This is a genomic window from Streptomyces sp. NPDC086080, assembly GCF_044540255.1.
Lineage (GTDB): Bacteria > Actinomycetota > Actinomycetes > Streptomycetales > Streptomycetaceae > Streptomyces.
The window spans coordinates 25,155-50,693 of sequence record NZ_JBITRU010000041.1 but is presented as its reverse complement, the minus strand read 5'-3'; the positions used below and the strand labels follow the sequence as shown (position 1 = coordinate 50,693).

General features: G+C 70.6%; 18 protein-coding genes and 1 tRNA gene. 11 read left to right on the top strand and 8 right to left on the bottom strand.

The window, feature by feature from the left end; translation table 11 throughout:
• Nucleotides 1-92: 92 nt before the first annotated feature.
• The gene (locus tag ACIF9R_RS33340; protein ID WP_399986151.1) at nt 93-278 is read left to right on the top strand and encodes an antitoxin; all 186 of its coding nucleotides are present in this window, start codon (nt 93-95) and stop codon (nt 276-278) included.
• An 89-nt stretch (nt 279-367) separates the two neighbouring features.
• Here the strand turns inward: ACIF9R_RS33340 and mfd are convergent, their stop codons facing one another.
• The 6 genes from mfd to ACIF9R_RS33310 all read right to left on the bottom strand — a co-directional run bounded on the left by mfd (nt 368) and on the right by ACIF9R_RS33310 (nt 13,182).
• Nucleotides 368-3,901: a transcription-repair coupling factor gene (gene mfd, locus ACIF9R_RS33335; protein ID WP_399986150.1), complete on the bottom strand. Its 3,534-nt coding sequence runs from the start codon at nt 3,899-3,901 to the stop codon at nt 368-370.
• A gap of 515 nt (nt 3,902-4,416) precedes the next feature.
• A complete protein-coding gene (locus ACIF9R_RS33330) occupies nt 4,417-6,996 on the bottom strand; it encodes an ABC transporter permease (RefSeq protein WP_399986149.1) in 2,580 nt (859 codons plus the stop codon).
• Nucleotides 6,993-7,811, bottom strand: coding sequence for an ABC transporter ATP-binding protein (locus ACIF9R_RS33325; protein ID WP_399986148.1), 819 nt, complete (start codon nt 7,809-7,811; stop codon nt 6,993-6,995). Before ACIF9R_RS33325 ends, ACIF9R_RS33330 begins: the two co-directional genes overlap by 4 nt.
• Nucleotides 7,812-8,300: 489 nt before the next feature.
• Nucleotides 8,301-9,185, bottom strand: coding sequence for a cellulose-binding protein (locus ACIF9R_RS33320; RefSeq protein ID WP_399986147.1), 885 nt, complete (start codon nt 9,183-9,185; stop codon nt 8,301-8,303).
• A 262-nt stretch (nt 9,186-9,447) separates the two neighbouring features.
• Entirely contained in the window at nt 9,448-12,156 is a 2,709-nt protein-coding gene (locus tag ACIF9R_RS33315; protein ID WP_399986146.1) for an SUKH-4 family immunity protein, read from the bottom strand.
• A 9-nt stretch (nt 12,157-12,165) separates the two neighbouring features.
• Nucleotides 12,166-13,182 carry an SMI1/KNR4 family protein gene (locus ACIF9R_RS33310; RefSeq protein ID WP_399986145.1) on the bottom strand — a complete coding sequence of 339 codons (1,017 nt, stop codon included), beginning with the start codon at nt 13,180-13,182 and terminating at the stop codon, nt 12,166-12,168.
• Nucleotides 13,183-13,533: 351 nt separating this feature from the next.
• Between ACIF9R_RS33310 and ACIF9R_RS33305 the strand changes: the two genes are divergently transcribed.
• Entirely contained in the window at nt 13,534-14,064 is a 531-nt protein-coding gene (locus ACIF9R_RS33305; RefSeq protein ID WP_399986144.1) for a YwqJ-related putative deaminase, read from the top strand.
• 35 nt (nt 14,065-14,099) lie between these two features.
• Entirely contained in the window at nt 14,100-14,594 is a 495-nt protein-coding gene (locus ACIF9R_RS33300; protein WP_399986143.1) for an SUKH-3 domain-containing protein, read from the top strand.
• A gap of 15 nt (nt 14,595-14,609) precedes the next feature.
• Here the strand turns inward: ACIF9R_RS33300 and ACIF9R_RS33295 are convergent, their stop codons facing one another.
• On the bottom strand, nt 14,610-15,938 hold the full coding sequence (locus ACIF9R_RS33295) for a sensor histidine kinase (protein ID WP_399986142.1): 1,329 nt from the start codon (nt 15,936-15,938) through the stop codon (nt 14,610-14,612).
• A 161-nt stretch (nt 15,939-16,099) separates the two neighbouring features.
• On the opposite strand from ACIF9R_RS33295, the gene ACIF9R_RS33290 reads away from it, so the two are divergent.
• From ACIF9R_RS33290 to ACIF9R_RS33255, 8 genes are all read left to right on the top strand, one after another.
• Nucleotides 16,100-16,966 (top strand): hypothetical protein, encoded by an 867-nt coding sequence (locus ACIF9R_RS33290; RefSeq protein ID WP_399986141.1) that lies wholly within the window; start codon nt 16,100-16,102, stop codon nt 16,964-16,966.
• Nucleotides 16,967-16,990: 24 nt separating this feature from the next.
• Nucleotides 16,991-17,065 (top strand) — tRNA-Gln (locus ACIF9R_RS33285).
• A 125-nt stretch (nt 17,066-17,190) separates the two neighbouring features.
• On the top strand, nt 17,191-18,636 hold the full coding sequence (gene glmU, locus ACIF9R_RS33280; RefSeq protein WP_399986140.1) for a bifunctional UDP-N-acetylglucosamine diphosphorylase/glucosamine-1-phosphate N-acetyltransferase GlmU: 1,446 nt from the start codon (nt 17,191-17,193) through the stop codon (nt 18,634-18,636).
• A gap of 88 nt (nt 18,637-18,724) precedes the next feature.
• The gene (locus tag ACIF9R_RS33275) at nt 18,725-19,705 is read left to right on the top strand and encodes a ribose-phosphate diphosphokinase (protein ID WP_399986139.1); all 981 of its coding nucleotides are present in this window, start codon (nt 18,725-18,727) and stop codon (nt 19,703-19,705) included.
• A 205-nt stretch (nt 19,706-19,910) separates the two neighbouring features.
• Nucleotides 19,911-20,498 (top strand): 50S ribosomal protein L25/general stress protein Ctc, encoded by a 588-nt coding sequence (locus ACIF9R_RS33270; RefSeq protein ID WP_399986138.1) that lies wholly within the window; start codon nt 19,911-19,913, stop codon nt 20,496-20,498.
• Nucleotides 20,499-20,620: 122 nt separating this feature from the next.
• Nucleotides 20,621-21,232 carry an aminoacyl-tRNA hydrolase gene (gene pth / locus ACIF9R_RS33265; RefSeq protein WP_399986137.1) on the top strand — a complete coding sequence of 204 codons (612 nt, stop codon included), beginning with the start codon at nt 20,621-20,623 and terminating at the stop codon, nt 21,230-21,232.
• 87 nt (nt 21,233-21,319) lie between these two features.
• Entirely contained in the window at nt 21,320-21,805 is a 486-nt protein-coding gene (locus ACIF9R_RS33260) for a hypothetical protein (RefSeq protein ID WP_399986136.1), read from the top strand.
• Nucleotides 21,806-21,952: 147 nt separating this feature from the next.
• Nucleotides 21,953-22,639, top strand: coding sequence for an LPXTG cell wall anchor domain-containing protein (locus ACIF9R_RS33255; protein ID WP_399986157.1), 687 nt, complete (start codon nt 21,953-21,955; stop codon nt 22,637-22,639).
• Between the two features lie 73 nt (nt 22,640-22,712).
• On the opposite strand, the gene ppc is transcribed toward ACIF9R_RS33255, so the two are convergent.
• A complete protein-coding gene (gene ppc, locus ACIF9R_RS33250) occupies nt 22,713-25,445 on the bottom strand; it encodes a phosphoenolpyruvate carboxylase (RefSeq protein ID WP_399986135.1) in 2,733 nt (910 codons plus the stop codon).
• Between the last annotated feature and the right edge of the window lie 94 nt (nt 25,446-25,539).

The window sequence follows — 25,539 nt, the reverse complement described above, 5'->3', positions numbered from 1 at the left end:
AGCGAGTGGTCCAGACCATATCGGGTTGTTCTGCGCATGTGCCGCGAACCACGCGTATCGTCGAGGGGGAGTCACCTCGGAAGGAGTTCCGGATGGGCATCCTCGACAAGTTCAAGAGCAACAAGGCGGCACGCGAGAAGGCCCACAAGGCCTCGGACGCCGCCGAGAAGAAGCTGAACGAGAGGACCGGCGGCAAGCACGAGCAGCAGATCGACACCGGGCAGCAGCATGCCGAACGCCGGCTCGGCATACACCGCGACCGCCCCGACCGTCCGTAGGGCCTCGCGCACCCGTCAGGGCCGTCCACGGCAATGACGCCGTGGACGGCTCGCTGTCCACAAGCCCTCGTCAGGAACCCGAGCCGCCGTCAGGAACCCAGGACGGATGTGAGGAACTCCCCCACCCAGCCCAGCAGATCCCGCCCGACCAGCGGCTTCCCGCCCACCTTCGCGGTCTTCGGGCGCGGCACCAGGACCTGGTGGGCGGCCGGCTTGATGACCGTACCGGGGTAGAGGCGCTTCAGACGCAGTTCCTGCGACTCACGCAACTCCACCGGTGCGAAGCGGATGTTGGTGCCCTGGAGCACGATCTCCCCGACCCCGCACGCGCGGGCCAGCATCCGCAGACCCGCCACCAGCAGCAGGTTCTCCACCGGCTCCGGCAGCTTGCCGTAGCGGTCGACGAGCTCCTCGCGTACCGCCTTGACGTCCTCCTCCGAGTTGGCGGAGGCGATCGCACGGTAGGCCTGCAGACGCAGCCGCTCGCCGGGCGCGTAGTCGTGCGGGACGTGCGCGTCGACGGGCAGCTCGATCTTGACCTCGAGCGGCGGCTCCTCCTCGATCTCACCGGTCTCCAGCTGGCGCCGGTAGTCCGCGACCGCCTCGCCGACCATCCGTACGTACAGATCGAAGCCCACGCCCGCGATGTGCCCGGACTGCTCGCCGCCGAGCAGGTTTCCGGCGCCGCGGATCTCCAGGTCCTTCATCGCCACGTACATGCCCGCGCCCATCTCCGTGTGCTGGGCGATGGTGGCCAGGCGTTCGTGCGCGGTCTCCGTCAGAGGTTTCTCCGGCGGGTAGAGAAAGTAGGCGTAACCGCGCTCCCGTCCGCGTCCCACCCGGCCGCGCAGCTGGTGCAGCTGGCTGAGGCCGAAGTTGTCGCCCCGCTCGACGATCAGGGTGTTGGCGTTGGAGATGTCGATGCCGGACTCGACGATCGTCGTCGACACCAGCACGTCGAACTTCTTCTCCCAGAAGTCCACGACGACCTGCTCCAGCGCCGACTCCGACATCTGACCGTGGGCGGTGGCGATCCGCGCCTCGGGCACGATCTCGCGCAGCCGGGCCGCCGCGCGGTCGATGGACTCGACCCGGTTGTGGATGTAGAAGACCTGGCCCTCGCGCAGCAGTTCGCGGCGGATGGCGGCGCCGATCTGCTTCTGCTCGTACGGACCGACGAACGTGAGCACCGGGTGGCGCTCCTCCGGCGGCGTGGTGATGGTCGACATCTCGCGGATGCCGGTGACCGCCATCTCCAGGGTGCGCGGGATCGGCGTGGCCGACATGGTCAGCACGTCGACGTTGGCCCGCAGCTTCTTCAGCTGCTCCTTGTGCTCGACACCGAAGCGCTGCTCCTCGTCGACGATGACCAGGCCCAGGTCCTTGAACCTGGTCTCGGAGGAGAACAGACGGTGGGTGCCGATGACGAGGTCCACCGAGCCCTCGCACAGGCCCTCCAGCACCGCCTTGGCCTCGGTGTCGGTCTGGAAGCGGGACAGCGCCTTCACGACCACCGGGAACTGCGCGTACCGCTCGGTGAACGTGCCGAAGTGCTGCTGCACCAGCAGGGTGGTGGGGACGAGGACGGCGACCTGCTTGCCGTCCTGGACGGCCTTGAAGGCGGCCCGGACCGCGATCTCGGTCTTGCCGTAGCCGACGTCGCCGCAGATCAGACGGTCCATCGGGACCGACTTCTCCATGTCCTCCTTGACCTCGGCGATGGTGGTGAGCTGGTCGGGCGTCTCCGCATACGGGAAGGCGTCCTCCAGCTCGCGCTGCCAGGGCGAGTCGGCCCCGAAGGCGTACCCGGGGGCGGCCATACGGGCGCTGTACAGCTTGATCAGGTCGGCGGCGATCTCCTTGACGGCCTTCTTGGCGCGCGCCTTGGTCTTCGTCCAGTCCGCGCCGCCGAGCCGGTGCAGGGTGGGTGCCTCGCCGCCGACGTACTTGGTGATCTGCTCCAGCTGGTCGGTGGGGATGTAGAGGCGGTCGCCGGGCTGGCCGCGCTTGGCGGGGGCGTACTCCACGACCAGGTACTCGCGGGTGGCGCCCTGCACGGTGCGCTGCACCATCTCGATGTAGCGGCCCACGCCGTGCTGCTCGTGGACGATGTAGTCGCCCGCCTCCAGGGTGAGCGGGTCGATCGTCTTACGGCGCCGGGCGGGCATCCGCGCGCCCTCGCGGCCGGAGGCCTTCTGGCCGGTCAGGTCGGTCTCGGTGAGGACGGCAAGCTTGAGTGCCGGGTCGACGAGACCGTGGTCGATGCAGCCGCAGGAGACGTGCACGACGGACGGGGTGATCTCCCCGAGGTCGGTGTCGAGGCGCGCGGCGATGCCCTCGCCGCCGAGCACCTCGACCGTGCGGGCGGCCGGGCCGTGGCCCTCGGTGACGAACACCGTGCGCCAGCCGTCGGCGAGCCAGCCCTTGGCGTCGGCCAGCGCCCGCGCGGTGTCGCCGCGGTAGCTCTCCGGGGCGCGCATGCCGAGCTTGAGGGTGTCCGCCTCCAGTGTCTCGTCGGCGGCGAACGGCGACACCGACCACCACATCATGTCCAGCTCGCGGGCCCGGTCGCGGACGTCCGCGAGGGACCACAGGGAGGCGGCGCCGACGTCGATGGGGGCCTCACCGCCACCCGCCGTGGCCGCCCAGGATGCCTGCAGGAACTCCTGCGACGTGGCCACCAGGTCCGACGCGCGCGTGCGCACCCGCTCCGGGTCGCAGACGACGGCCATGGACCCCTGGGGCAGCACGTCCAGCAGCAGCTCCATGTCGTCGACGAGGACGGGCGCCAGGGACTCCATGCCCTCCACGGCGATGCCCTCGGCGATCCTGCCGAGCAGTTCGCCCAGCTCCGGGTGCTGCTCGGCGAGGACCCGCGCACGCTCCCGTACGTCCTCGGTGAGCAGCAGCTCACGGCACGGCGGGGCCCACAGGCCGTGCTCCGCGACCTCCAGGGAGCGCTGGTCGGCGACCTTGAAGTAGCGGATCTCCTCGACGTCGTCGCCCCAGAACTCCACACGCAGCGGATGTTCCTCGGTGGGCGGGAAGACGTCCAGGATGCCGCCGCGTACGGCGAACTCGCCGCGCTTCTCGACAAGCTCCACGCGCGCGTACGCGGCGGCGGCGAGGGCCTCGACGATCTCGTTCAGGTCGGCGCTGCGGCCGGTGCGCAGGGAGACAGGCTCCAGGTCTCCCAGGCCCTTGACCTGCGGCTGGAGCACGGAACGCACGGGCGCGACGACGACGGAGACCGGGCCGGTCTCGGGGTCGTCGGGGCGGGGGTGGGCCAGGCGGCGCAGTACGGCGAGGCGGCGGCCGACGGTGTCGCTGCGCGGGCTGAGGCGCTCGTGCGGGAGGGTCTCCCAGGACGGGTACTCCACGACGCCCTCGGGCGGGAGCAGGGAGCGCAGGGCCGCGGCCAGGTCCTCCGCCTCGCGGCCGGTCGCCGTCACGGCGAGCACGGAGCGGCCGGTGTCACGGGCCAGGGCGGCGATCGTGAAGGGGCGGGCCGCGGGCGGGCCGACGAGGTCGACGTGCATGCGGTTGCCGTCGGTGGCCGCGGTGATCGCTTCCGCGAGGGCGGTGTCCTTGACTACGGCGTCGAGCAGACCGTGCAGGCTCATTCGGGGCGCTTTCCGTCCGGGGGGGTGCGGGGGCATGTGTGCGCGGGTGCAACACGACGGGCCCGACGCGCGCTGCGGGCCGGGGGGTTTCCAGGGTACGTCGCCACGTCCGCGGGTGCCGGGGCTGTGGACAACCGCTCGCCGGCCCTGTGGACGGGGTTGCGGCTCGGCCCCCAGGGGGCTCCCGCCCCCTGGACCCCCGGCCTGTGCCCACCCACCACCCGACTCGGTGGGTCGAGAGGCGAGCCACGGCTCGGCGGCCCGGCGGCCTCAACATCGGGCCAGCAGTGGCCCAGGGTCGAGGGCGCGGGCGCCGGCTCGTAGGGCTCGATGGTGAGGCAGGCGGCCTCGGCACGGAGGCCCAAACACGAAGCAGGCGGCGTCGGCGCGGGGGTTGGCCACGGCCACCTCCGGGGGTGAAGGGCGAGGGTGGGGTGGGCGCACGCGCTCGGCGCCGGGAAGTCCCCCCAAGGACTTTCCGGCGCCGGGTCCTCCGCAACCCCCGTATGCGGTGGCTACTCGGTGGCGATGGCGTTCAGGACGTTCATGCGGCCGGCGCGGAAGGCCGGGACCAGAGCCGCGAACAGGCCCACGAAGGCCGAGCCGATGAAGACGCCGATGATCGTCGGCCACGGGATGTCGAGAACCTTCATCCCTTCCAGCGCGAGCAGCTGCTGGGCGGTGGCGCCCCAGCCCATCCCCAGTCCGAGGCCCAGCAGGGCACCGAACAGGGCGATCACGACCGACTCCAGGCGGATCATGCGGCGCAACTGCCGGCGCGAGAGGCCGATGGCGCGCATCAGGCCGATCTCCCGGGTCCGCTCCACCACCGACAGGGCCAGGGTGTTCACCACACCGAGGATCGCGACGACGATCGCCAGGGCCAGCAGACCGTAGATCATGTTCAGCAGCTGGCCGATCTGGTCCTTCAGCGCCTCCTTGTAGTCGGTCTGGTCGCGCACCTTGTACTGCGGGTTGTCATGCAGCGCGTCCTTGAGGGCCGTGTACGCGGCGTCCTTCTGCCCCTCCTTCGCCGAGGCGAAGAGCAGCTGGTCCAGGGGCATCCTGTCGGCCGGGACGTACCTCGCCAGGGTGTCGATGGACGTGTACATCGCGCCCGCGTCGACCACGTTCTCGCTGCTGGTGATCGCCCGGACCGTCAGGGCGCCGGTGGTGCCGTCCTTGAACGCGACGTCGATCTTCGAGCCGATGCTGACGTCGTGGTCCTTGGCGAAGTCCTCGTGAACGGACATCGAGTTCGGCCGGTAGGCGTCGGTCAGCTTGCCGGCGACTGTCTCGACCCTCAGGTCGAGGGCGTACGTCGGGTCGGCCGCGGTGATCGCGGTCTCCTCTGTCGTCCTGCCGTCGGGCGTGGTGAAGTCGGCCTCGGTCCACTTGTACTGGGTGACCCGCTCCACTCCCGGCGTCGCCTTCACGGCCGCAACGGCCTCCGGGGTGATCAGCTTGCCCCGGTCGCTCCCGATGATGAAGTCCGTGCCGACCGCCTTGTCGAGTTCCTCGCCGGCCGAGGCGACCATGGAGGAGCCGACCACGGACAGGCACGCCACCAACGCCAGTCCGATCATCAGCGCGGCACCGGTGGCGCCGGTGCGGCGCGGGTTGCGCAGGGCGTTGCGCTCGGCCATACGGCCCACCGGACCGAAGGCCCGCAGCAGGATGGCGCCGAGGACGCGGACCATGCCGCCCGCCAGCACCGGTCCAATGACGACGAACCCGATCAGGGAGAACACTACGCCGAGGCCCAGCCACAGGGACCCGTCGGTGGCCTTGTCCGCGGTTCCCGCCAGGTAGAGGGCGGCGCCGCCGGCCCCGGTGAGGAGCAGGCCGATCCCGCCACGTACCCAGCCGGCCTTGGCGTCCGCCGGGGTGCCGGCGTCGCGCAGCGCGGCCATCGGGGAGATCTTGCCGGCCCGCCGGGCGGGCAGATAGGCGGCGAGCACGGTGACGACGACACCGAGAAGGAGTCCGAGCGCCGGGGTCGTCCAGGCGACCGTGAGGTCGTTCGTGGACAGTTCCATGCCCATCATGCCCATGAGCTTCATCAGGCCGATGGCGAGACCGACGCCCGCGCCGACGCCGAGGACCGAGCCGAAGACGCCGAGCAGCAGCGCCTCGACCAGCACCGAGCGGTTGACCTGCTTGCGGGACGAGCCGATCGCCCGCATCAGGCCGATCTCCCGGGTGCGCTGGGCGACCAGCATGGAGAAGGTGTTGATGATCAGGAAGATGCCGACGAGGAAGGCGATCCCGGCGAAGCCGAGCATCGCGTACTTCATCACGTTCATGAAGTCGCCGACGTTCTTCTGGTTGGCCTCGGCGGTCTCCTCCGCGGTCAGCACCTTGTACCCGCCGCCGAGTTCGGCCAGGACGTTCTTCTTCAGCTGCTCGTCGGTGACGTCGGCCGCCGCGGTGACGTTGACGTTGGTGTAGACGCCGCTCTCGCCCACCAGGATCTGCTGCGCGGTCTTCGTGTCCACGAAGAAGATCGCGGCACCGGGGTTGGTGACGGTGAAGTCGGCGATGCCGGAGATCTTCGCGGTGTGCGTGCCGACCGCGCTGATGACGCCGATCTCGTCACCGAGCTTCAGGTCGTGCTTGTCGGCGGTGTCGGCGTCGACCATGATCTGGTCGCCGCCCTTGGGCTCCACGCCGGAGGTGATGTCCATGGTGCGGGCGTCGTTGTCGTTCCAGCTGCCGACGATGGTGGGACCACCGCTGGTCGGCGAGAGGCTGTCCTTGTCGCCGTCGACGACGGTCACCGACGTGGAGGCCACCGTGCCCTCGGCCGACTTCACGCCGTCCGCGCCCTTGACCCGGTCGAGCACGGAGGCCGGTATGACCGGCGGCTTGCCGTTGCCGGAGGTCGTCTCACCGGTGTCGGAGGCGTCCTTGGAACTGACCGTGACGTCCGAGGACGTGGCCGCGAACAGCTTGTCGAACGTCGTGTTCATGGTGTCCGTGAACACCAGCGTTCCGCAGACGAACGCCACCGACAGCAGCACCGCCACCGCGGACAGCGCCATGCGTCCCTTGTGCGCGAAGAAGTTGCGCATCGAGGTCTTGAGGACGGTCATGACGTACGCCCCCGGGCGTCGAAGTCGGGGGTCTGGGGGTTTCCCCCAGAAAAGCACAGCATGCGGTCCAGCACCTGCTCGGCGGTCGGCTGGTGCATCTCGTCGACGATGCGGCCGTCGGCGAGATACAGCACCCGGTCCGCGTAGGAGGCGGCGACGGGGTCGTGGGTGACCATGACGATGGTCTGGCCCAGCTCGTCGACCGAGCGGCGCAGGAAGCCCAGCACCTCGGCGCCCGCGCGGGAGTCGAGGTTCCCGGTCGGCTCGTCACCGAAGATGATCTCCGGCCGGGCGGCCAGCGCCCGCGCCACGGCGACCCGCTGCTGCTGACCGCCGGAGAGCTGCGTCGGCCGGTGCTTCAGCCGCTCCGCGAGCCCGACGGTCTCCACCACCCGGTCCAGCCACGCCTTGTCGGGCTTACGGCCGGCGATGTCCATGGGCAGCGTGATGTTCTCCAGCGCGTTCAGCGTCGGCAGCAGGTTGAACGCCTGGAAGATGAACCCGATCCGGTCCCGGCGCAGCCGCGTGAGCTTCTTGTCCTTCAGGCCGGTGATCTCGGTCTCGTCCAGGTAGATCTGCCCGGACGAGACGGTGTCGAGACCGGCGAGGCAGTGCATGAGGGTGGACTTGCCGGACCCCGAGGGGCCCATGATCGCGGTGAAGCGGCCCCGGGCGATGTCCACGTCGACATGGTCGAGGGCGACGACACGGGTCTCGCCCGACCCGTACGCCTTCACGACCTGCCGCGCCCGCGCGGCAACGGCCGTCCGCCCTCCAGTGCCCCCGTGCCTGGGAATGGTCACAGCCGATGTCACGGTAATTCTCCTATGTCGGTCAACAGATGAGTGCGATGCTCCGGCGGCCGCCCCGCTCGCTCGGTGGCCGTTCGGTGCGCGTTGTTCGGTACGCGCTGTTCGGTGTGTGCTTCAGTCTCGCGGGGGAGGAGGGTCGGGCGCCCTGGTGTTCAGCGCAGTCTTTTCCTGAGGAAAACCCCACCCCCGTTGCTGTGCTCCGCCACCCCCCGACGGCGTAAAGCCAGGTTAAGGAGCCCTCCGGCGCCCTCTCGTCCTCCGCCGGTACGAACCCTCCCCGAGCCGTAAGGCGGAGGTACCCCTAGGGGACTGCACCGAAGTGCGCAGTCCGTCTCGGGGTCGCTCCTCCCGTGGTCCCGTCCAAGACTCCTCCCTCCCGCCGCGTCAGGGTCAAGCCGACACCCAACGGCGGGACTTCGAGGGCGGCGGGAGTCCGAGCGTGACGGGAGTCCGAGCCGATCCGGGCGGAACCCCCTGCCGAAGCCGGACCCCCTACTCCACCACCCGCCCCGTCAGCGCGCTGAGGCTGGCGCACACATGGTCCATGTGCGTCTGTACGTCCTCCCGCCGGTCGGCGTGGTCGCGCAGGACCCGCTCGGTCTCCCGCTCGATGCCCTCCGCGCGGACGCGCGCCTCGGCGACCACCTCCGCCGCACGCTCCCGCGCCTCCTCCGCGCGGCGGCTCGCCCACTCCTCCGCGTCCGCGAACACCTGCCGCGCCTCGGCCAGCGCACGCTCCGCGCACGCCTCCGCCTCCGCCTCCCGGGCATCCAGCGCGGCCGCCCGCACGGCCTCCTCCCGCGCCACCCCGTCCAGCCGTTCCGCCTGCTCACCGGCCCCCTCGGCGAGCATCCGGGAGGTGCGGTCCCGCATCTCCCGCAGCGCCGCCAGCGTCCGCCCGCGCTGCTCCTTCACCTCCAGGCGGGCCTCGATCCGGATCTCGTCGGCCTCCGCACGGGCGGCGGCCAGCCGTTCACGGGCGTACTCGTCGGCCTCCGCGCGCACCGTGCCGGCGTACGCCCGCGCGGCCTCCTCCACCCCGGCCGCCTCGTCCCGCGCCAGGTCCATCAGGTCCTGGGCCTGCTGCCGGCCCCCCTCCCGTACGGCCGTCGCCTCCTCCCCGGCCAGCTCGAACAACCGCTTCGCGCTCTCGCCCAGCGACTCGTACGTCTGCGGCGGCAGCGCCGCCACCCGCCCCCGGAGCAGCTCCAGTTCCTCCTCCATCTCCCTGGCCAGCACGGTGAGCCGCGCCGCCCGCTCCCAGGCGGCGTCACGGTCCTTCGACAGGGCCTCGACGTACGCGATCACCTGCAAAGGACGGTAGCCACGACCCCGTACGACCTCGAAGCCCTGCGACGACACCGATGCGCTGCTCACCCTGGAACCCCTCTTCCACCGACGGACACGAAGCCCAGCACGACGACCGAGCACGAAATGGGATGAATCGCGCACATCTTGATGGATCGCATGGAAGTGTTCATAACGCGACACTCCGCGACAGTCCCCCGGCCGCCGCGCGCCGCTCCGCGCGGCGGGCACGCAAAAGCCGGGCCCGGTCGTCGAAACGACCGGACCCGGCTTCACGCGTCACACGGGGTGCGGCGAGCGCCTGCGCGTCACACGGTTCGCCGTCAGGCGGTCACAGCAGCCCGTCCCACATCTGCTCCAGCAGCACCGACCACCAGCTCTCCGGCGATCCCAGCGCCGCCGGGTCCAGCGCCGCCAACTGCGCCTGGAAATCGACCGTCCAGCGGCCCGCCTGCTCCTGGTTCAGCCCGAACCGCAGCCGCCACATCCGGCCCAGCAGCGCCAGACAGCGCGCGAACTCCGGCAGACCCGTGTTCACGAACTGCGGCGGCACCGGCGCACCGCCCGGCCCGGCCTCCACCGGCACCGCCACGATGTTCGCCGTGCCGTACTGCACACAGATCGCCCTGCCGAAGTCACTGCCCATCACCAGGTACGAGCCCGCGTCGGCAGCCGCCCGCACACCCCGCTCCACCGCCAACTCCGCCAGCGTCGGCACCGGACGGCCCGGCTGCGCCTGCGCCCAGAAGAACGGGCCCATGTCCATCGGCAGCCCCGCCACCACCAGGGTGTGCGCCACGACCGGCGGCACACCCTGCCGGGACACCGCCGCCTGCTCGAACCGGAACACACCCGGCCCGAACGCCCCGGCCAGCTCCTGCGCGATCGCCTCCGGCGGAACGGGCGGCGCGGGCTGCACCGGCACGACCGGCGCACGCACCGGCGCCAGACGCGCCGGACCGTCCGCCACCTGATGCAACTCGCCCTGGTGCGCGAGCAGTTGTTGCATGCCTTGCTGCCGGCTCGCGTGATCCGTGCCGTACGGCGCGATGGACGTGATCCGCGCCTGCGGCCACTGCTCCCGGATCATCCGCGCACAGTACGCACCCGGCAGCTCGCACGACTCCAGCTCGGTGTGCAGCTCCAGCACCTGGTCCGGCGGAACGTTCATGGCGCGCAGCTCATGGAAGATCTGCCACTCCGGATGCGGCGTACCCGGCGCCGAACGCCGGATCAGCTGCTGCTCACTGCCGTCCTGCGCCCGGTAGCGCAGCACCGCCTGGTAGCCGGGACCGACGGTCGGCAGGCCGGTGGGCCGCGGCGGATAGCCGTACGCCGGCGGCTGCCCCGGGCCACCCGGGACACCGTGCGGGGGCGTACCGGGCGGCACGGCTCCGGGCGCCCTCGGGGGCACACCGACGGGCACGCCGGGAACACCGGGGGGTGCGGGCGGCGGGGGCGCACCGGGGCCGCTCACCGGAGGTGCGGCGAGCACCGTCTCCGCGTGGTGCACGGGACCACGCCCGCCTCCCGCGGTCCCCGGGGCGCCGGGGGCAGCGGGCGGCGGGGGCGTACCGGGAGCACCGGGCGGTACGGGCGGCTGAGACGCGCCGGGAGCGCCAGGGACGCCGGGGGGACCGGGAGGCGCGGGCATTCCGGGAGCGCCCGGACCCGTCCCTCCCGGGTCGGCGAACATCGTCGCCGCATGGTGAACCGCACCGGGCGGCGTACCACCGGGCGGAGGCGGCGTCGGGGCACCGGGCGGAGGCGGCGGGGCCCCCGGCCCCTCCGGTCCGAGCGACGACACCATCTGCGTCGGTACGTACCCGCCCGCCGGAGGCGGCGGCGTGCCCCCCGGGCGCGCGCCCGGGGTCCCCGGGGCGCCCGGCGGGGGCGGTGTCGTCGAACCCCCGCCACGGCGCGGCGGACTCGCCTTGCTGGTCGCCGCGTCGGCGATGTCACCGGCGTTGGCCGCGAGCGGCCGCTCCGGCACACCCGGACCGGCCGGCGGTGCGGGCACACCCGGTGCGGGCACACCCGGCGGGGGCGTACCCGGCGGGGGCGTACCCGGCGCACCGCCCTGCGGATAGCCGTACCCCGCGGGCGGCGGCGTGTCCTGCCGCGGCGCCGGATTCGTGATCGCCGGCGCGACAGCCGTCGGCGGCAGCTGACTCCCACCCGACATCAGCGCCGTCTGCGCCTCCGCCGTCGCCGGAGGAGGGGGCGGCGGAGTGTCGTCACCCGACTCGCTCAACTGCTGTGCGAACACCGTCTCCGGCAACGGCACGGAACGGTCCTCGCCGCCATCGCCGTTGGTGTCCGTACCGGCCCACGGCGTCGCCCCGGCAGGCGCGTCGGCAGCCGCCCGGGAACCGCCCCCGCCGGCGGCCGGCCACGCCTGCCCGCTGCCGGACCCCGCGCCCGCACCCGGCGCCGGAGCCCCGGCACCCGCGCTCCCGGAACCCGGCGCCGCGTCCTGCGGACCCGTCCCCGGACCCGAGGCGGACGCCGCGGCCGGAGCGGAGCCCGAGGCCCACCCCGACCCCGAGCCGCCGGACGAACCGGCCCCCGGACCCGAGCCGGAACCGGGAGACACCGCAGACGCGGCGGACGCGGCGGACGCTGCACCCTCGTCCCGCCCCGGACCCTCCCCGCGCCGATCCGGAATCCCCAGCCGGTCCGCCGCCTCCTGCAACCACTCCGGCGGGCTCAACAAGAACGACGTCTGATTCAGATCCACCCGAGCCGCGGGCGCCGGCACCGGCTCGGACGCCGTCGCGTCACGGCCGTACTCCTCCTCGTACCGGCGGATCACCTCACCCACCGGCAGCCCCGGCCACAGCGTCGCCTCACCGCTGTCACGGGCGATCACCAACCGCTGCGCACCACCGTCCGAACGGGGCCCGTCCGCACGGTCCTCCGCCCACACCACGAACCCGAGGTCGAACTCCCGCACCCGCACCTCACGATGCTGGTACGCCGGCACATCCCCGTTGACCCACTCCTCGGCGCGCTCCTGCGCCTGCGCGAACGTCACCATCGCCGAGCCTCACTCCCCAGCCGCAACCGGAACGACACGCGCGAACCCGCCGTCCACCATCAGATTCGCCACCGTCTCCAACTCCGGAGGAGACCCCGCCAGCCGCGACAGGAACACGTCGAAGTCCTCACCGCACGGCAGCAGCAACCGCTCCACCCGCTCCGCGGGCGGCACCGACGGATCCACGTCCCGCACGTCGTCGTACGCGCAGAACCACACCGAACCCTGCCGATCGCCCCGCACCTTCACCGCCAGCAGACCACCCTGTACGAAGGCCACACACAGATAGTCCTTGGTCAGATGATCACGCAGGCATTTGTTCACATAGACAAGGTCGTTGACCGCCGCCTCGTCCCGCACCGTGAAGAACGGCTGATCCACCAGCAGACCCAGCTCCGCGTCCAACGCCGTCCCCACCGGCGCGCACCCACCCGCCGCCTTCAGGAACGACCGGTACGCACCCGGCAACCGGTACCCGAGATCCTCCTCGACCCCCAGCACCTGCGACTCCGTCACCGCCACACCCGACTTCGGCAGCCCGAAATGCGCCGGACGCGTCTCCTGCAACGGCCGCGTCCCCCGCTTGCCGTGATCCACCGCCGACGTCGCCACCCCACCGTGATGCCGCAGCAACGCCTTCACCTCGACCGGCACCAACTCCAGCCGCCGCGACCCCACCACGTGATGCCACGTCCAACCGTGCGGCGTCGCCACCGCGGGCACCGTGTCCCACAACTCATGACCACTCGCCGCCGACGCCGCGTTCGCCGACACGAAGTCCGTCAGCCGCAACTCGTCGACACCGAAACCCTCCGGCGGATCCGCGATCTCCACCGCCGCACGCGCATACGGCGAGAAATCGGGGTAACCACGCTCGTCCACCCGCACCCCTCTCGGGTGACGGGCCGCCCGCACCGGATCCGGGAAGTGCACGACCTGCCCCGCATAGGCCGCGTTCGGCGGCGCGGCTTCTCCCCCAGCCTGGCGGCCGGGAGGTGTCCCCAGCCCGGGCCGACCTGTCGTCATGGCGGTTGCCCCCTGCGGCATTCTGTACGACCCAACCGCCCCCTTCGGACGGTTACGGAACGTATTCGACTGTCACGTCTGTCTCGACTGCTCACCACCCCGACCCCCACAGCGCCCGCACACACAACCGCGCGGATCACCGCAGGGATCGCGGTGCCGACAGCCTAAGCGGTACGCCCCCACCGGTCACCGGCACCGGCCACCCCACCCCTCCGCTTCCGTGACCAACCGTCACCCTTCCGTGACAGCCCGCCCAAACCCGGGCGTGTCACCACGCCCCAGCTACCACATCACCCACCGGATTTGGCACTCTGTGACCTCCGGGGGGATGCTCGGGAGGGGATGACGATCATGAACGTGACACAGACGGGGACACACACCGGCCCCAACGGCGACCCCTCCTCCGGCGACCCCCGCATCGGCTGGAGCACCACCGACACCACCCCCACCCCCACCCTCCACCACCGCCGCGACGGCATCCTCCCCACCATCGCCGCCGCCCTCACCATCCGCGGCACCACCCTCACCGGCACCCCCGCACGCGGCGACACACCCCCCGCCCTGCACCCCCTCGTCCAGGACTTCCTCGACACCCTCACCAGCGACCAACGCGACCGCTTCACCGGCCGCTGCGCCGAAACCATCCTCATCTCCCGGCACATCACCACCACCGACAGCGCCCGCAGCAAACGCGCGGCACGAAAACCCATGACCAACGGCGAAGCACGCAAAGCCCTCAAACAAGCGAAACTCACCACCCGTCACATCCGCGAGGACGGCGACCCCCTCCACGGCGGCTACGCACCCCCCTGCCGCGCCTGCACCGCCCTCACCGCCCACTTCGGCGTCCGCACCGTCGACCCCGCCGCCACCGACGGCTGAACCCCCCACCACCGGACACGACGAACGAAAAGCAGATGCACACCGACCGCACCTCCACCACCCGCTTCGCCGTACCCGTCGACGCCACCCTGCGCACCGCCGGCTGGCAACCCGGACGCTGGGACATCAAACAAGCCGAGATCTGGGCCGACACCCTCCGCGACCACACCTCACCCGCAGGACACCGCCACAGCGTCTTCCCCGCAGCGGTCGAAGCCTGGGCCGAATTCGGCGGACTCCACCTCCACCCCACAGGACCCGGCCGCCAAGTCGCCCCCACGACCCTCCACCTCGACCCCCTCCACGGCCTCCACAGCGCCCGCACCCTCGCCGACCTCGGCCGCGCCCTCGACACCGAGGTCTGCCCCCTCGGCGCCGAAACCGACACCCACGCACTCCTCGCCATCGACGCCCAAGGCCGCGTCTACGCCCTCGACCACACCGGCGACTGGTACCTCGGCCCCACCATCGACCAGGGCCTCACCACCCTCATCACCGGCATCCAGCCCGCACGCCTCACCGCCGGCTGACCGACCGACCCCGGCCTACGACGCCGGAATCACCGCCGACACCCGAAAACCCCCCGCATCCGTCGGCCCCGACACGAACACCCCGCCCAACGCCGACACCCGCTCCCTCATCCCCACCAGACCGTTCCCCCCGGACGGCAACCCCGCCGACACCCCCGCCCCGGCCTCCGGCGGCGGCTCGTTCTCCACCTGCATCGCGATCTCCGACACCCGATACGCCAGACGCACATACGCCTTCGCACCCGCGGCGTGCTTATGGACGTTCGTCAACGCCTCCTGCACCACCCGATACGCCGTCGACTCCACCTCCGGCGCACACGAACGGCTCTCCCCCACCACCGACAGATCCACGACCATCCCCGCCGCCGCCGACTGCCCCACCAGATCCCCGATCTCCGCCAACGACGGCCCCGGACCCTCACCCGGATCCACCGCATCACCCACCGCCCGCGACGCCGCGGCAGCCGCAGCCACCCCCACCGCCGCCAACGGCACCGACACCCGCTCCCGCCGCTGCCCCCCACCCGCACCGGACCGCAGCACCCCGAGCATCTCCCGCAGCTCCGTCAACGCCTGCCGCCCCATGTCCCCCACCAGCGCGGCATTCCGCACCGCCTTCTCCGGATCCTTCCGCGCCACCGCCTGCAACGCCGCCGCATGCACCACCATCAGACTCACCCGATGCGCCACCACGTCGTGCATCTCACGAGCGATCCGCGTCCGCTCCTCGCCCCGCGCCCACTCCGCCCGCTCCTCGGCCCGCTCCGCCAGCAACTGAAGCTCCCGCTCCAGACTGTCCGCCCGCTCCCGCAGACTCTCCATCAACCGCCGCCGCGCCCCCACGTACAGCCCCAACAGCAACGGCGGAGCCGTCACCCCCAACGCCGTCGTGATCGACGCGAACGGCACGAGCCAGTCCCCGACGTCCAGGTCCTCCCGCGCGATGTCCTGCCGCATCCGCACGAACATCACGATGAGCACGCCCACCGCCTGCATCCCGGCCAGCGAACCGATGATCCGACGCGGCAGATCCGACGCGGCCAGCGAATACAGACCGACGATGCCCAGCACCATCCCCATCGACGCCGGCGTGACCGCGATCGCCACCAGCACCACCGCGATCGGCCACTTCCGCCGCACCAGCAGCACCGACCCGGCCAGCAGACCGAACACGACCCCCGCGGCCACCGGAATCCCCGCCGCCCACGCGAACACGATCCCCTCAAGACCGCACTCCAGCGCGGACACCACCGCCAGACCCACATCCAGCACGGCACTGCGCCGCCTGTCCCACCACCACGGCCCTCCCCGGGCCGTCACCAGCTCTTCCCCCGTCGTGGTCATGCACCCAGCCTACGGGCGCCCCCCACCCCATATCCGGCGAGTTTCCACCCCCAACCCCCACCACACACGGTGACCTATCGGTCACGGTACGCCCCGAAATCCCTCGAACTGCTGAATCGGTCACCGTTCGACAGCGGAGCGCACCATTCCGCCCGGACGGTATGCGTGTGACACATGCACCGGGCAAATACGCCGACTTCGAAGGACTGCGCGAACAGGCGGTGACGCTGCGACGGGCAGGACTGAGCCGACGCCAGATCCGCGACCGCCTCCACGTCGACAACAACGACATCCTCAACCGCCTCCTCCAGGGCGAACCGCCCCCGGAATGGACGAAACGACCGAACGCGAAGGACGACCTGCGGGACAGGGCGAGGGAGCTCCGGCTCCAGGGCCGGACGTACGACCAGATCCAGGTCGAGCTGGGCTGCTCCAAGAGCTCGATCTCACTGTGGGTGCGGGACCTGCCGAAGCCGGAGCGGAAGCGCACCCCCGAGGAGGCCTCAGCGATCGCGAAGCGCGGCTGGGAAGCCACGCTCCGGCTGCGCGAGGAGGAGCGACAGCGGACCAAGGAGCGCGCCAAGCAGGCGGTCGGCGACCTGACACCCCGCGAGCTGTTCCTTCTGGGTGTCGGCCTGTACTGGGCGGAAGGCACCAAGGACAAGCCCTACGACCGCCGCGAGAACGTCGCCTTCGTCAATAGCGACCCGGGGATGATCCAGGTATTCATCCACTGGCTCGACATGCTCGGGATCGAGCGACAGAGACTCCGCTTCACGGTCATGATCCACGAGAACGCCGACGTCGCTGACGCGGAACGCTACTGGGCCGACCTCACCGGAGCCGACCCCTCCGCGTTCAACAAGACAACGCTCAAGCGCCACAACCCCAAGACCGTGCGCAAGAATGTCGGCGACGCCTACCGGGGATGCCTCGTGATCAAGGTACTCAAGAGCGCCGACCTGTACCGTCGCATCGAAGGCGCTTGGTACGGCATAGTGTTGGGAGCCGCCCAGCGGAACGGGTGAATGTCCGTTTTGCCGGGTTTATCATCCCCTGTGGTGTAATGGGCAACACTGTCCACTTTGGATGGATCGTTCCAGGTTCGAGTCCTGGCAGGGGAGCCATGCTCAAGTTCGGGCCCTGACTGTCGGCGATTGCCCCAGTCAGGGCCCGCACTCATGTCCCCCCACACCCACCCCGGTATCCTGCGGATGTCACCCCCTCCCCGAAACAGCCGAAGGGCATCCCCGTGAGCGCCAACCGCCCGGCAGCCGTCGTCGTACTCGCAGCGGGTGAGGGCACCCGTATGAAGTCGGCCACACCGAAGGTCCTGCACGACATCTGTGGCCGTTCCCTGGTGGGCCACGTCCTCACCGCCGCCGGTGAACTCGAGCCGGAGAACCTGGTCGTCGTCGTGGGTCACGCCCGCGAGAAGGTGACCGCGCACCTCGCGGAGGTCGCGCCCGCCGTCCGCACCGCCGTGCAGGAGGAGCAGAACGGGACGGGGCATGCCGTGCGGATGGGGCTGGAGGCGCTGGGCGGTTCCGTGGACGGGACCGTGGTGGTGGTGTGCGGTGACACCCCGCTGCTGACGGGTGAGACGCTGCGCCGGCTGTCCGGGACGCACTCCGCGGACGGGAACGCGGTGACCGTGCTGACGGCGGAGGTGCCGGACGCGACGGGCTACGGGCGGATCGTCCGCGACGGCACCGGTGCGGTGACGGCGATCGTGGAGCACAAGGACGCGTCGGCGGAGGTGCTGGCGGTCCGGGAGATCAACTCGGGTGTGTTCGCGTTCGACGGGGCGCTGCTGGCGGACGCGTTGAAGCAGGTGCGGACGGACAACAGTCAGGGTGAGGAGTATCTGACCGATGTGCTGGGGATCCTGCGTGCGGCGGGGCACCGGGTGGGTGCGTCGGTGGCGGGGGATCACCGGGAGATCGCGGGGATCAACAATCGGGTGCAGTTGTCGGAGGCCCGGCGGATCCTGAACGACCGGCTGCTGACGGCGGCGATGCTGTCGGGTGTGACGGTGATCGATCCCGCGTCGACGTGGGTCGACTCGACGGTGACGTTCGAGCGGGACGTGATCGTCCACCCGGGGACGCAGTTGCATGGTTCGACGCATCTCGCGGAGGGCTGCGAGGTGGGCCCCAACACCCGGCTGACGGATACCCGGGTGGGCGCGGGTGCGCGGGTGGACAACACGGTGGCGGTGGATTCCGAGGTGGGTCCCGAGGCGTCCGTCGGGCCCTTCGCCTATCTGCGTCCGGGGACGCGGCTGGGCCGTAAGGGCAAGATCGGTACGTATGTGGAGACCAAGAACGCGTCGATCGGTGAGGGGACGAAGGTTCCGCATCTGTCGTATGTGGGGGATGCGACGATCGGCGAGTTTTCGAACATCGGTGCGGCGAGTGTGTTCGTCAACTATGACGGGGAGCACAAGCACCACACGACGGTGGGCTCGTACTGCAAGACGGGTTCGGACAACATGTTTGTGGCACCTGTCACGATCGGGGACGGCGCTTATACGGCCGCCGGCTCGGTGATCACCAAGGATGTGCCGCCCGGTTCGCTGGCCGTGGCCCGTGGCCAGCAGCGGAATATCGAGGGCTGGGTGGCCCGTAAGCGTCCGGGGAGCGCCGCGGCGAACGCCGCGGAGGAGGCTTCCCGGGGGTCGGCCGAGGAGGGCTGACCGGATTTCGTCGGCTCGAACACGGCGTACCGTGATAAGTGCACATCTGCACGCCCACCTGCTGCGACACCTCTGAGGAGACAGTGCTGTGACCGGGATCAAGACGACCGGCGAGAAGAAGATGATGCTCTTTTCCGGCCGCGCACACCCCGAGCTTGCCGAGGAGGTCGCCCGCCAGCTGGGGGTCGGGGTCGTTCCGACGAAGGCCTTCGACTTCGCCAATGGCGAGATCTATGTGCGGTATCAGGAGTCGGCTCGTGGTGCCGACTGTTTCCTGATCCAGAGCCACACCGCTCCGATCAATAAGTGGATCATGGAGCAGTTGATCATGATCGACGCGCTGAAGCGTGCGTCGGCGCGGTCGATCACGGTGATCCTGCCGTTCTACGGTTACGCCCGGCAGGACAAGAAGCACCGGGGTCGTGAACCGATCTCGGCGCGTCTGATCGCGGATCTGATGAAGACGGCGGGTGCGACGCGGCTGCTGGCGGTGGATCTGCACACGGACCAGATCCAGGGCTTCTTCGACGGTCCGGTGGATCACCTGTTCGCGCTGCCGCTGCTGGCGGACTACGTGGGCGCGAAGGTGGACCGTTCGAAGCTGACGGTGGTGTCTCCGGACGCGGGCCGGGTGCGGGTGGCGGACCGCTGGTGCGACCGGTTGGGTGCGCCGCTGGCGATCGTGCACAAGCGCCGGGACAAGGACGTGGCGAACCAGGTCACCGTGCATGAGGTGGTCGGTGAGGTGAAGGGCCGCGTGTGTGTCCTGGTGGACGACATGATCGACACGGGTGGCACGATCTGCGCGGCGGCGGACGCGTTGTTCGCGCACGGTGCGGAGGATGTCATCGTGACGGCGACGCACGGTGTGCTGTCGGGTCCTGCGGCGGACCGCCTGAAGAACTCGAAGGTGAGTGAGTTCGTGTTCACGAACACGCTGCCGACGCCGACCGAGCTGAGCGAGAGCCTGGACAAGATCAAGGTGCTGTCGATCGCGCCGACGATCGCGCGTGCGACGCGCGAGGTGTTCGAGGACGGTTCGGTGACCAGTCTGTTCGACGAGCAGTAAGGGTTCTGCAGTCGGGCATCCGTGCGGGTCCCGATGATCGTTTTGGGTGCGGCCTCCTGGTCCGAGTAGACTGCTCGAGTTGCTCGGCGAGGGAGGCCGTACCGCTGTGATGTGGCGGGTACGGCGATCCGTTATCGACGCGCTCTTCGTAGCAGGCCGTTCGTGGCCGGGTGACCACGTCCGTTTCTGACTTCGAGGAGTGACCATGTCCGAGGTGAAGATCTCCGCCGCGACGCGCACCGAGTTCGGCAAGGGTGCCGCGCGCCGTATCCGTCGTGACAACAAGGTTCCGGGTGTGGTGTACGAGCAGGGTCTCGAGCCGCTGCACGTGACCCTTCCCGGCCACGAGCTGCTGCTGGCGCTGCGTACGCCGAACGTGCTGATCGAGCTGGTCATCGACGGCAAGGAGACCCAGCTGGCGATTCCGAAGGCCGTGCAGCGCGACCCGCTGAAGGGCTTCCTGGAGCACGTGGACCTGCTGAAGGTGAAGCGTGGCGAGAAGGTCCAGGTCGAGATCTTCGTGCAGACCGAGGGTGAGCTGGCCCCGGGTGGCAACCTGCTGGAGCACGTCCTGTCGGCGCTGCCGGTCGAGGCCGAGGCGACGCACATCCCGGAGGGTGTGACCGTGTCCGTCGAGGGTCTGACGGCCGGTGACGCGGTCCTCGCCAAGGACATCCCGCTGCCCTCCGGTACGACGCTGGCCGTCGACGGGGACACGGTGGTCCTCCAGGTGCTGGCCGCGCAGGCCGAGGAAGCGGCCGAGGGCGAGGGTGAAGAGGCCGCCGAGGCCTGATCCTCTTCTCGAGATCCACTTCTCGAGTCGTCGTTTCGTCGGCCGCTGTTCCCTTCCGGGGCAGCGGCCGACGTGTATGAGGTCGCGGGTGCACGGATGCGGATGACGCGGGTGAAGGAGACATGGACGTGACGACGGACGCGGCGGGTGCGGCGGGGCCCTGGCTGGTGGTGGGGCTGGGCAATCCGGGGCCGGGGTATGCGATGAACCGGCACAACGTGGGGTTCATGGTGGCGGATCTACTGGCGGAGCGGATGGGCGGCCGGTTCAAGCGGGCGGGGAAGGCGCAGGCGCAGGTGGTGGAGGGCAGGATCGGCCCTCCGGGTCCGGCCGGCCGGCGGGTGATCCTGGCGAAGCCGATGTCGTACATGAACCTGTCGGGCGGGCCGGTGAACGCGCTGCGGGACTTCTACAAGGTGCCGGTGGAGCGTGTGGTGGCGATCCATGACGAGCTGGACATCGATTACGGGACGCTGCGGCTGAAGCTGGGCGGCGGGGACAACGGTCACAACGGTCTGAAGTCGCTGACGGGTGCGTTCGGGCGGGACTATCACCGGGTGCGGTTCGGGATCGGCAGGCCGCCGGGGCGGATGCAGGTGGCGGACTTCGTGCTGAAGGATTTCTCCTCGGCGGAGCGCAAGGAGCTGGACTATTTCGTGGACCGGGCGGCGGACGCGGTGGAGTGTCTGGTGATCGAGGGTCTGGAGCGGGCGCAGGGGACGTACAACTCGTGACGTGCTGATGGGTGGTTCGGTCGGCTTGTCCGGTGTCGTCCTCACCTGAGTTGACCGACCGCGAGGTCATGGCCAAGGATCTCGGCCATGTCTCCTGCGGTCCGCTCCTCCCGTGGCTCTGCCGCCCTGCGTTTCGGCCGGTTCGCGGCGATGGGCACGGTCACCGCGCTGATCCTGATCGCCGGTGTGTGGGCGTCGTGGGGTACGGCGCAGCACGCGATGCTGACGAAGGGGCGGGAGCGGGGCACGGTGGAGGTGAGCCGGTGCGGCGAGGAGACGTGCACGGGCCCGTACACGCCGTTGTCGCAGGGTTCGCAGCCGCGCTCCGAGGTCCTTCTGGAGAACTCGGTGGCCGTGGAGAAGGGCCGGACGTACACGGTGGTGCTGAAGCCGGGGGGCGAGGGGGCGGTCCGTTCGGGTCCCGCCGGGATTCTCTACGCGTGGGTGCCGCTGGGTGGTGCGCTGCTGCTCGCGTCGGTGGTGGTGGCGGGCGGTCTGCTGCGGACACGGGTGGCGTGGGTGATGGCGCTGTCCGGAATGGCACTGCTCACTGCGGCTTTCCTGGCCGTCTGAGGCATTTCGCCGGTCTCTTCCGGCCGCTCGTCCCGGTGCGGTACGGGGGCGTTGCCGCTTCGTGATTGACCTGCGATGGGGGCGGCCGGAATGCTGAACCATACCCTCCACATCTTCCCCGCCGGCCACTCGAAGATGGACTGCCTCATGCGTACCCCCGCCCGCGCCGGCGTTCTCGCCGCCGCGTTCTCCGCCGCTGTGCTGACCGCCCCCGTCGCGTTCGCCGCGCCGCCCGGCGACAACGGCACCGTCAAGATCCACGATGCGTCGACCGGCGAGGAACCGCGCCAGAACGAGCCGCACGTGTGCACGTTCTACCTGGACGCCTTCGGCTTCGACGGCGGTCAGCAGGTCGACTGGCACATCGAGGCCTGGGCGCCGGCCGCCGGCGCCAAGGGTGAGACCGTCGAGTCCGGTGCGATCACGCTGGACGGCGAGGGGCACGGCCGGACCGGGGATCTCTCGCTGCCGGACGGTCACTACAAGCTGTTCTGGACGTTCGACGGCGAGAACGGAGCGGCCAAGCACAAGGTGTTCTGGACGGACTGCGAGGAGGACGGCGGCACGCCGTCCGGCTCCCCCTCCGCGTCGCCCTCCACCAGTCCGTCCGCGTCGCCCTCCACCGAGCCTTCCGGCAGTCCCTCCACCGGCCCTTCGGACACGCCCTCGTCCGCCGCACCGGTGCCCGGGTCCTCCTCGTCCCCGCAGGGCGGCTCCAGCGATCTCGCCGAGACGGGCAACGGCGCGCCCGTGGGCCTGCTGGCCGGGGCGGCCGCCGGGCTGGTCGCCGCGGGTGCGTTCCTGGTGTTCCGCCGTCGCGGGTCCGCCGGCTGACCCGGCCGCCGGAACCTACGGGAAGGTGCCCCCGGGCCGTACGGTCCGGGGGCACCTTCGCGTCCGCCTCGGGTCAGCCGGTGTTGCGCAGGCCGGCCGCGACTCCGTTGACGGTGAGCAGCAGGGCCCGGGAGAGCAGCGGGTCGGGCTCTTGGCCGGCGTCGGCGGCGTCACGGCGGCGCTTGAGGAGGGCCACCTGGAGGTAGGAGATGGGGTCCAGGTAGGCGTCGCGGATGCTGAAGGTCTGCTTGAGGACCGGGTCGGCGTCGAGGAGTTCCCGTTCGCCGGTGATGCGCAGTACTTCGGCGACGGTGAGTTCGTGTTCGGCCTTGATGGCGTCGAAGACGTGCTTGAGTTCGTCGGGGACGAGGGTGTCGACGTAGTGCTGGGCGATGCGCAGGTCGGTCTTCGCGAGGGTCATCTCGACGTTGGAGATGAAGTTGCGGAAGAAGTGCCACTGCTCGTGCATCTCGGCGAGGACGGTGTCGAGGCCGGCTTCGCGCAGTGCCTTGAGGCCGGAGCCGACGCCGTACCAGCCGGGGACGATCTGCCGGGACTGGGTCCAGCCGAAGACCCACGGGATGGCGCGCAGTCCGTCGAGGCCGGCGCCGGTGTCGGGGCGGCGTGAGGGGCGCGATCCCAGGTGCAGGTCGCCGAGCTGGTCCACGGGCGTGGAGGCGAAGAAGTAGGTGGGGAGGTCGGGGTCCTCGACGAGCTTCCGGTAGGCCGTGTGGGCGGCGTCGGAGACGAGGTCCATGGCGGCGTCCCAGCGGGCGAGTGCCTCGACGGACTGGCGGGGCGCGGTGTGCAGGGCGGATGCCTGGAGGGTGGCGGCGACGGACAGTTCGAGGTTCTCCCGGGCGAGGGCGGGGATGAGGTACTTGTCGGAGATGACCTCGCCCTGTTCGGTGACCTTGATCTCGCCTTCGAGGGTGCCCCAGGGCTGGGCGAGGATGGCGTCGTGGGTGGGGCCGCCGCCGCGGCCGACGGTGCCGCCGCGGCCGTGGAAGAGCCTGAGCCGTACCCCGTAGCGGTGGGCGACGTCGCGCAGGCGCCGCTGTGCCCGGTGGATCTCCCACTGGCTGGTGGTGATGCCGCCGAACTTGGAGGAGTCGGAGTAACCGAGCATGACCTCCTGGACATCGCCGCGCAGAGCGACGAGGCGCCGGTAGGAGGGGTCGGCGAGCATGTCTTCGAGGATGGTGTCGGCGGCCTTGAGCTCGTCGGTGGTTTCGAGGAGCGGCACGATGCCGATCTTCGCCCAGCCGGCGTGCAGGTCGATGAGGCCGGCCTCGCGGGCGAGGACGGTGGCGGCGAAGACGTCGTCGGCGCCCTGGCACATGGAGATGATGTAGGACTCGACGACTTCGGGTCCGAAGACGGCCAGGGCGCGCTTGACGGTGCGGAAGACGCCGAGGGTCTTCTCTCCGGCGGCGTCGACGGGCGCCGGGGTGGGGGCGAGGGGGCGCCGGGAGCGCAGTTCCTTGGCGAGGAGCTTGCCGCGGTACTCGCGGGGCATGTCGGCGTAGCGCCAGGATTCCTCGCCGAGCCGGTCGAAGAGCTGGCCGAGGGCGTGGTGGTGGGCGTCGGCGTGTTCGCGGACGTCCATGGTGGCGAGCTGGAGGCCGAAGGCGGCGAGGGTGCGGATGGTGCGGGCGAGGCGGCCGTCGGCGAAGAGGCCGCCGCGGTGTTCGCGCAGGGAGGCCTGGATGATCCGCAGGTCGGTGAGGAGTTCGCCGGTGCCGAGGTAGTCGCGGCCGGGTTCGTGCGCGGTGTTCCTGGCGAGGCGGAGCTTGGTGTTCTCCAGCTTCTGGCGGATGCAGGTGGCCTTGAGCCGGTAGGGCTCTTCGGCGTTGAGGCGCTTGTAGCGGGGGCTGATCTCGGGGAGGGCGTCGAGGTCGGCCTGGAGGGAGGTGAGGAGTTCCTCGGTGGCTCCGGTGTAGCGGATGGAGTTGGAGAGGAAGCCGCGCAGTTCGTCGATCATCTCCAGGGCGTCGTTGATGCCGTGTTCGTGCTGGAGGATGAGGACGTCCCAGGTGACCTGGGGGGTGACGTTGGGGTTGCCGTCGCGGTCGCCGCCGATCCAGGTGCCGAAGGTGAGGGGGCGGGTGTCGTCGGGGAGGTAAACGCCGACGCGTTCGAGTTCGGCGGTGAGGTCCTCGAGGACGTCGCCGACGGCACCGGCGTGGAGTTCGTCGAGGTAGTAGATGGCGTTGCGGGCCTCGTCGGCGGGTTCGGGGCGGACGACGCGCAGTTCGTCGGTCTGCCAGACGAGGTCGATGTTCTCGGCGAGGCGGGTGTCGAGGCGGCGGCGGTCGGACGCGATGACCGGGGTGTCGAGGAGGGCGGCGATCCGGCGGAGCTTGTTGAGGACGGAGCGGCGGGCGGCCTCGGTGGGGTGCGCGGTGAAGACGGGGCGCACGTTGAGGTGCTGGACCGTTTCGCGCAGGTGCTCGGGGTCGGCGTCCTTGAGGCGGTCGGCGGTGCGGGCGAGCAGTCCGCCTTCGGTGGCGCGCCGGGTGCGCAGTTCGCGGCCGCGGTGGACCTGTTCGGTGACGTTGGCCAGGTGGAAGTAGGTGGAGAAGGCGCGGACCAGCTTGGCCGCGGTCTGGAGTTCGGTGCCCCGCAGCAGCTCGGCGGCTGCCTCGCCGTCCTCGCGGGTGAGTCGCCGTACCTTTTCGACGAGGTCGAGCAGTTCCGGGCCTTCCTGGCGGACCAGGGTCTCTCCGAGGAGATCACCCAGCCGGCGGATGTCGGCGCGCAGCTCGCTGCTCGTCGTGGTGGTCTGGTCGTCGGCACTGCTCACAGGTGCGGCTCCTTGCAGTGTTGAAGCTCGTCTGGAGGGAACCCGGACAGCGTCTCGCGCGGCGTGCGCCGCTTGCGGGCCGGACGTCCGGGAA

Coding starts and splice junctions, on each gene's coding strand:
- mfd (WP_399986150.1), bottom strand. CDS start 3,901: ATGAGCCTGCACGGTCTGCTCGACGCCGTAGTCAAGGACACCGCCCTC.
- ACIF9R_RS33295 (WP_399986142.1), bottom strand. CDS start 15,938: ATGACCACGACGGGGGAAGAGCTGGTGACGGCCCGGGGAGGGCCGTGG.
- ACIF9R_RS33300 (WP_399986143.1), top strand. CDS start 14,100: ATGCACACCGACCGCACCTCCACCACCCGCTTCGCCGTACCCGTCGAC.
- pth (WP_399986137.1), top strand. CDS start 20,621: ATGGACGTGACGACGGACGCGGCGGGTGCGGCGGGGCCCTGGCTGGTG.
- ACIF9R_RS33340 (WP_399986151.1), top strand. CDS start 93: ATGGGCATCCTCGACAAGTTCAAGAGCAACAAGGCGGCACGCGAGAAG.
- ACIF9R_RS33310 (WP_399986145.1), bottom strand. CDS start 13,182: ATGACGACAGGTCGGCCCGGGCTGGGGACACCTCCCGGCCGCCAGGCT.
- ACIF9R_RS33260 (WP_399986136.1), top strand. CDS start 21,320: ATGTCTCCTGCGGTCCGCTCCTCCCGTGGCTCTGCCGCCCTGCGTTTC.
- ACIF9R_RS33330 (WP_399986149.1), bottom strand. CDS start 6,996: ATGACCGTCCTCAAGACCTCGATGCGCAACTTCTTCGCGCACAAGGGA.
- ACIF9R_RS33305 (WP_399986144.1), top strand. CDS start 13,534: ATGAACGTGACACAGACGGGGACACACACCGGCCCCAACGGCGACCCC.
- ACIF9R_RS33315 (WP_399986146.1), bottom strand. CDS start 12,156: ATGGTGACGTTCGCGCAGGCGCAGGAGCGCGCCGAGGAGTGGGTCAAC.
- ACIF9R_RS33255 (WP_399986157.1), top strand. CDS start 21,953: ATGCGTACCCCCGCCCGCGCCGGCGTTCTCGCCGCCGCGTTCTCCGCC.
- ACIF9R_RS33290 (WP_399986141.1), top strand. CDS start 16,100: ATGCGTGTGACACATGCACCGGGCAAATACGCCGACTTCGAAGGACTG.
- ACIF9R_RS33270 (WP_399986138.1), top strand. CDS start 19,911: ATGTCCGAGGTGAAGATCTCCGCCGCGACGCGCACCGAGTTCGGCAAG.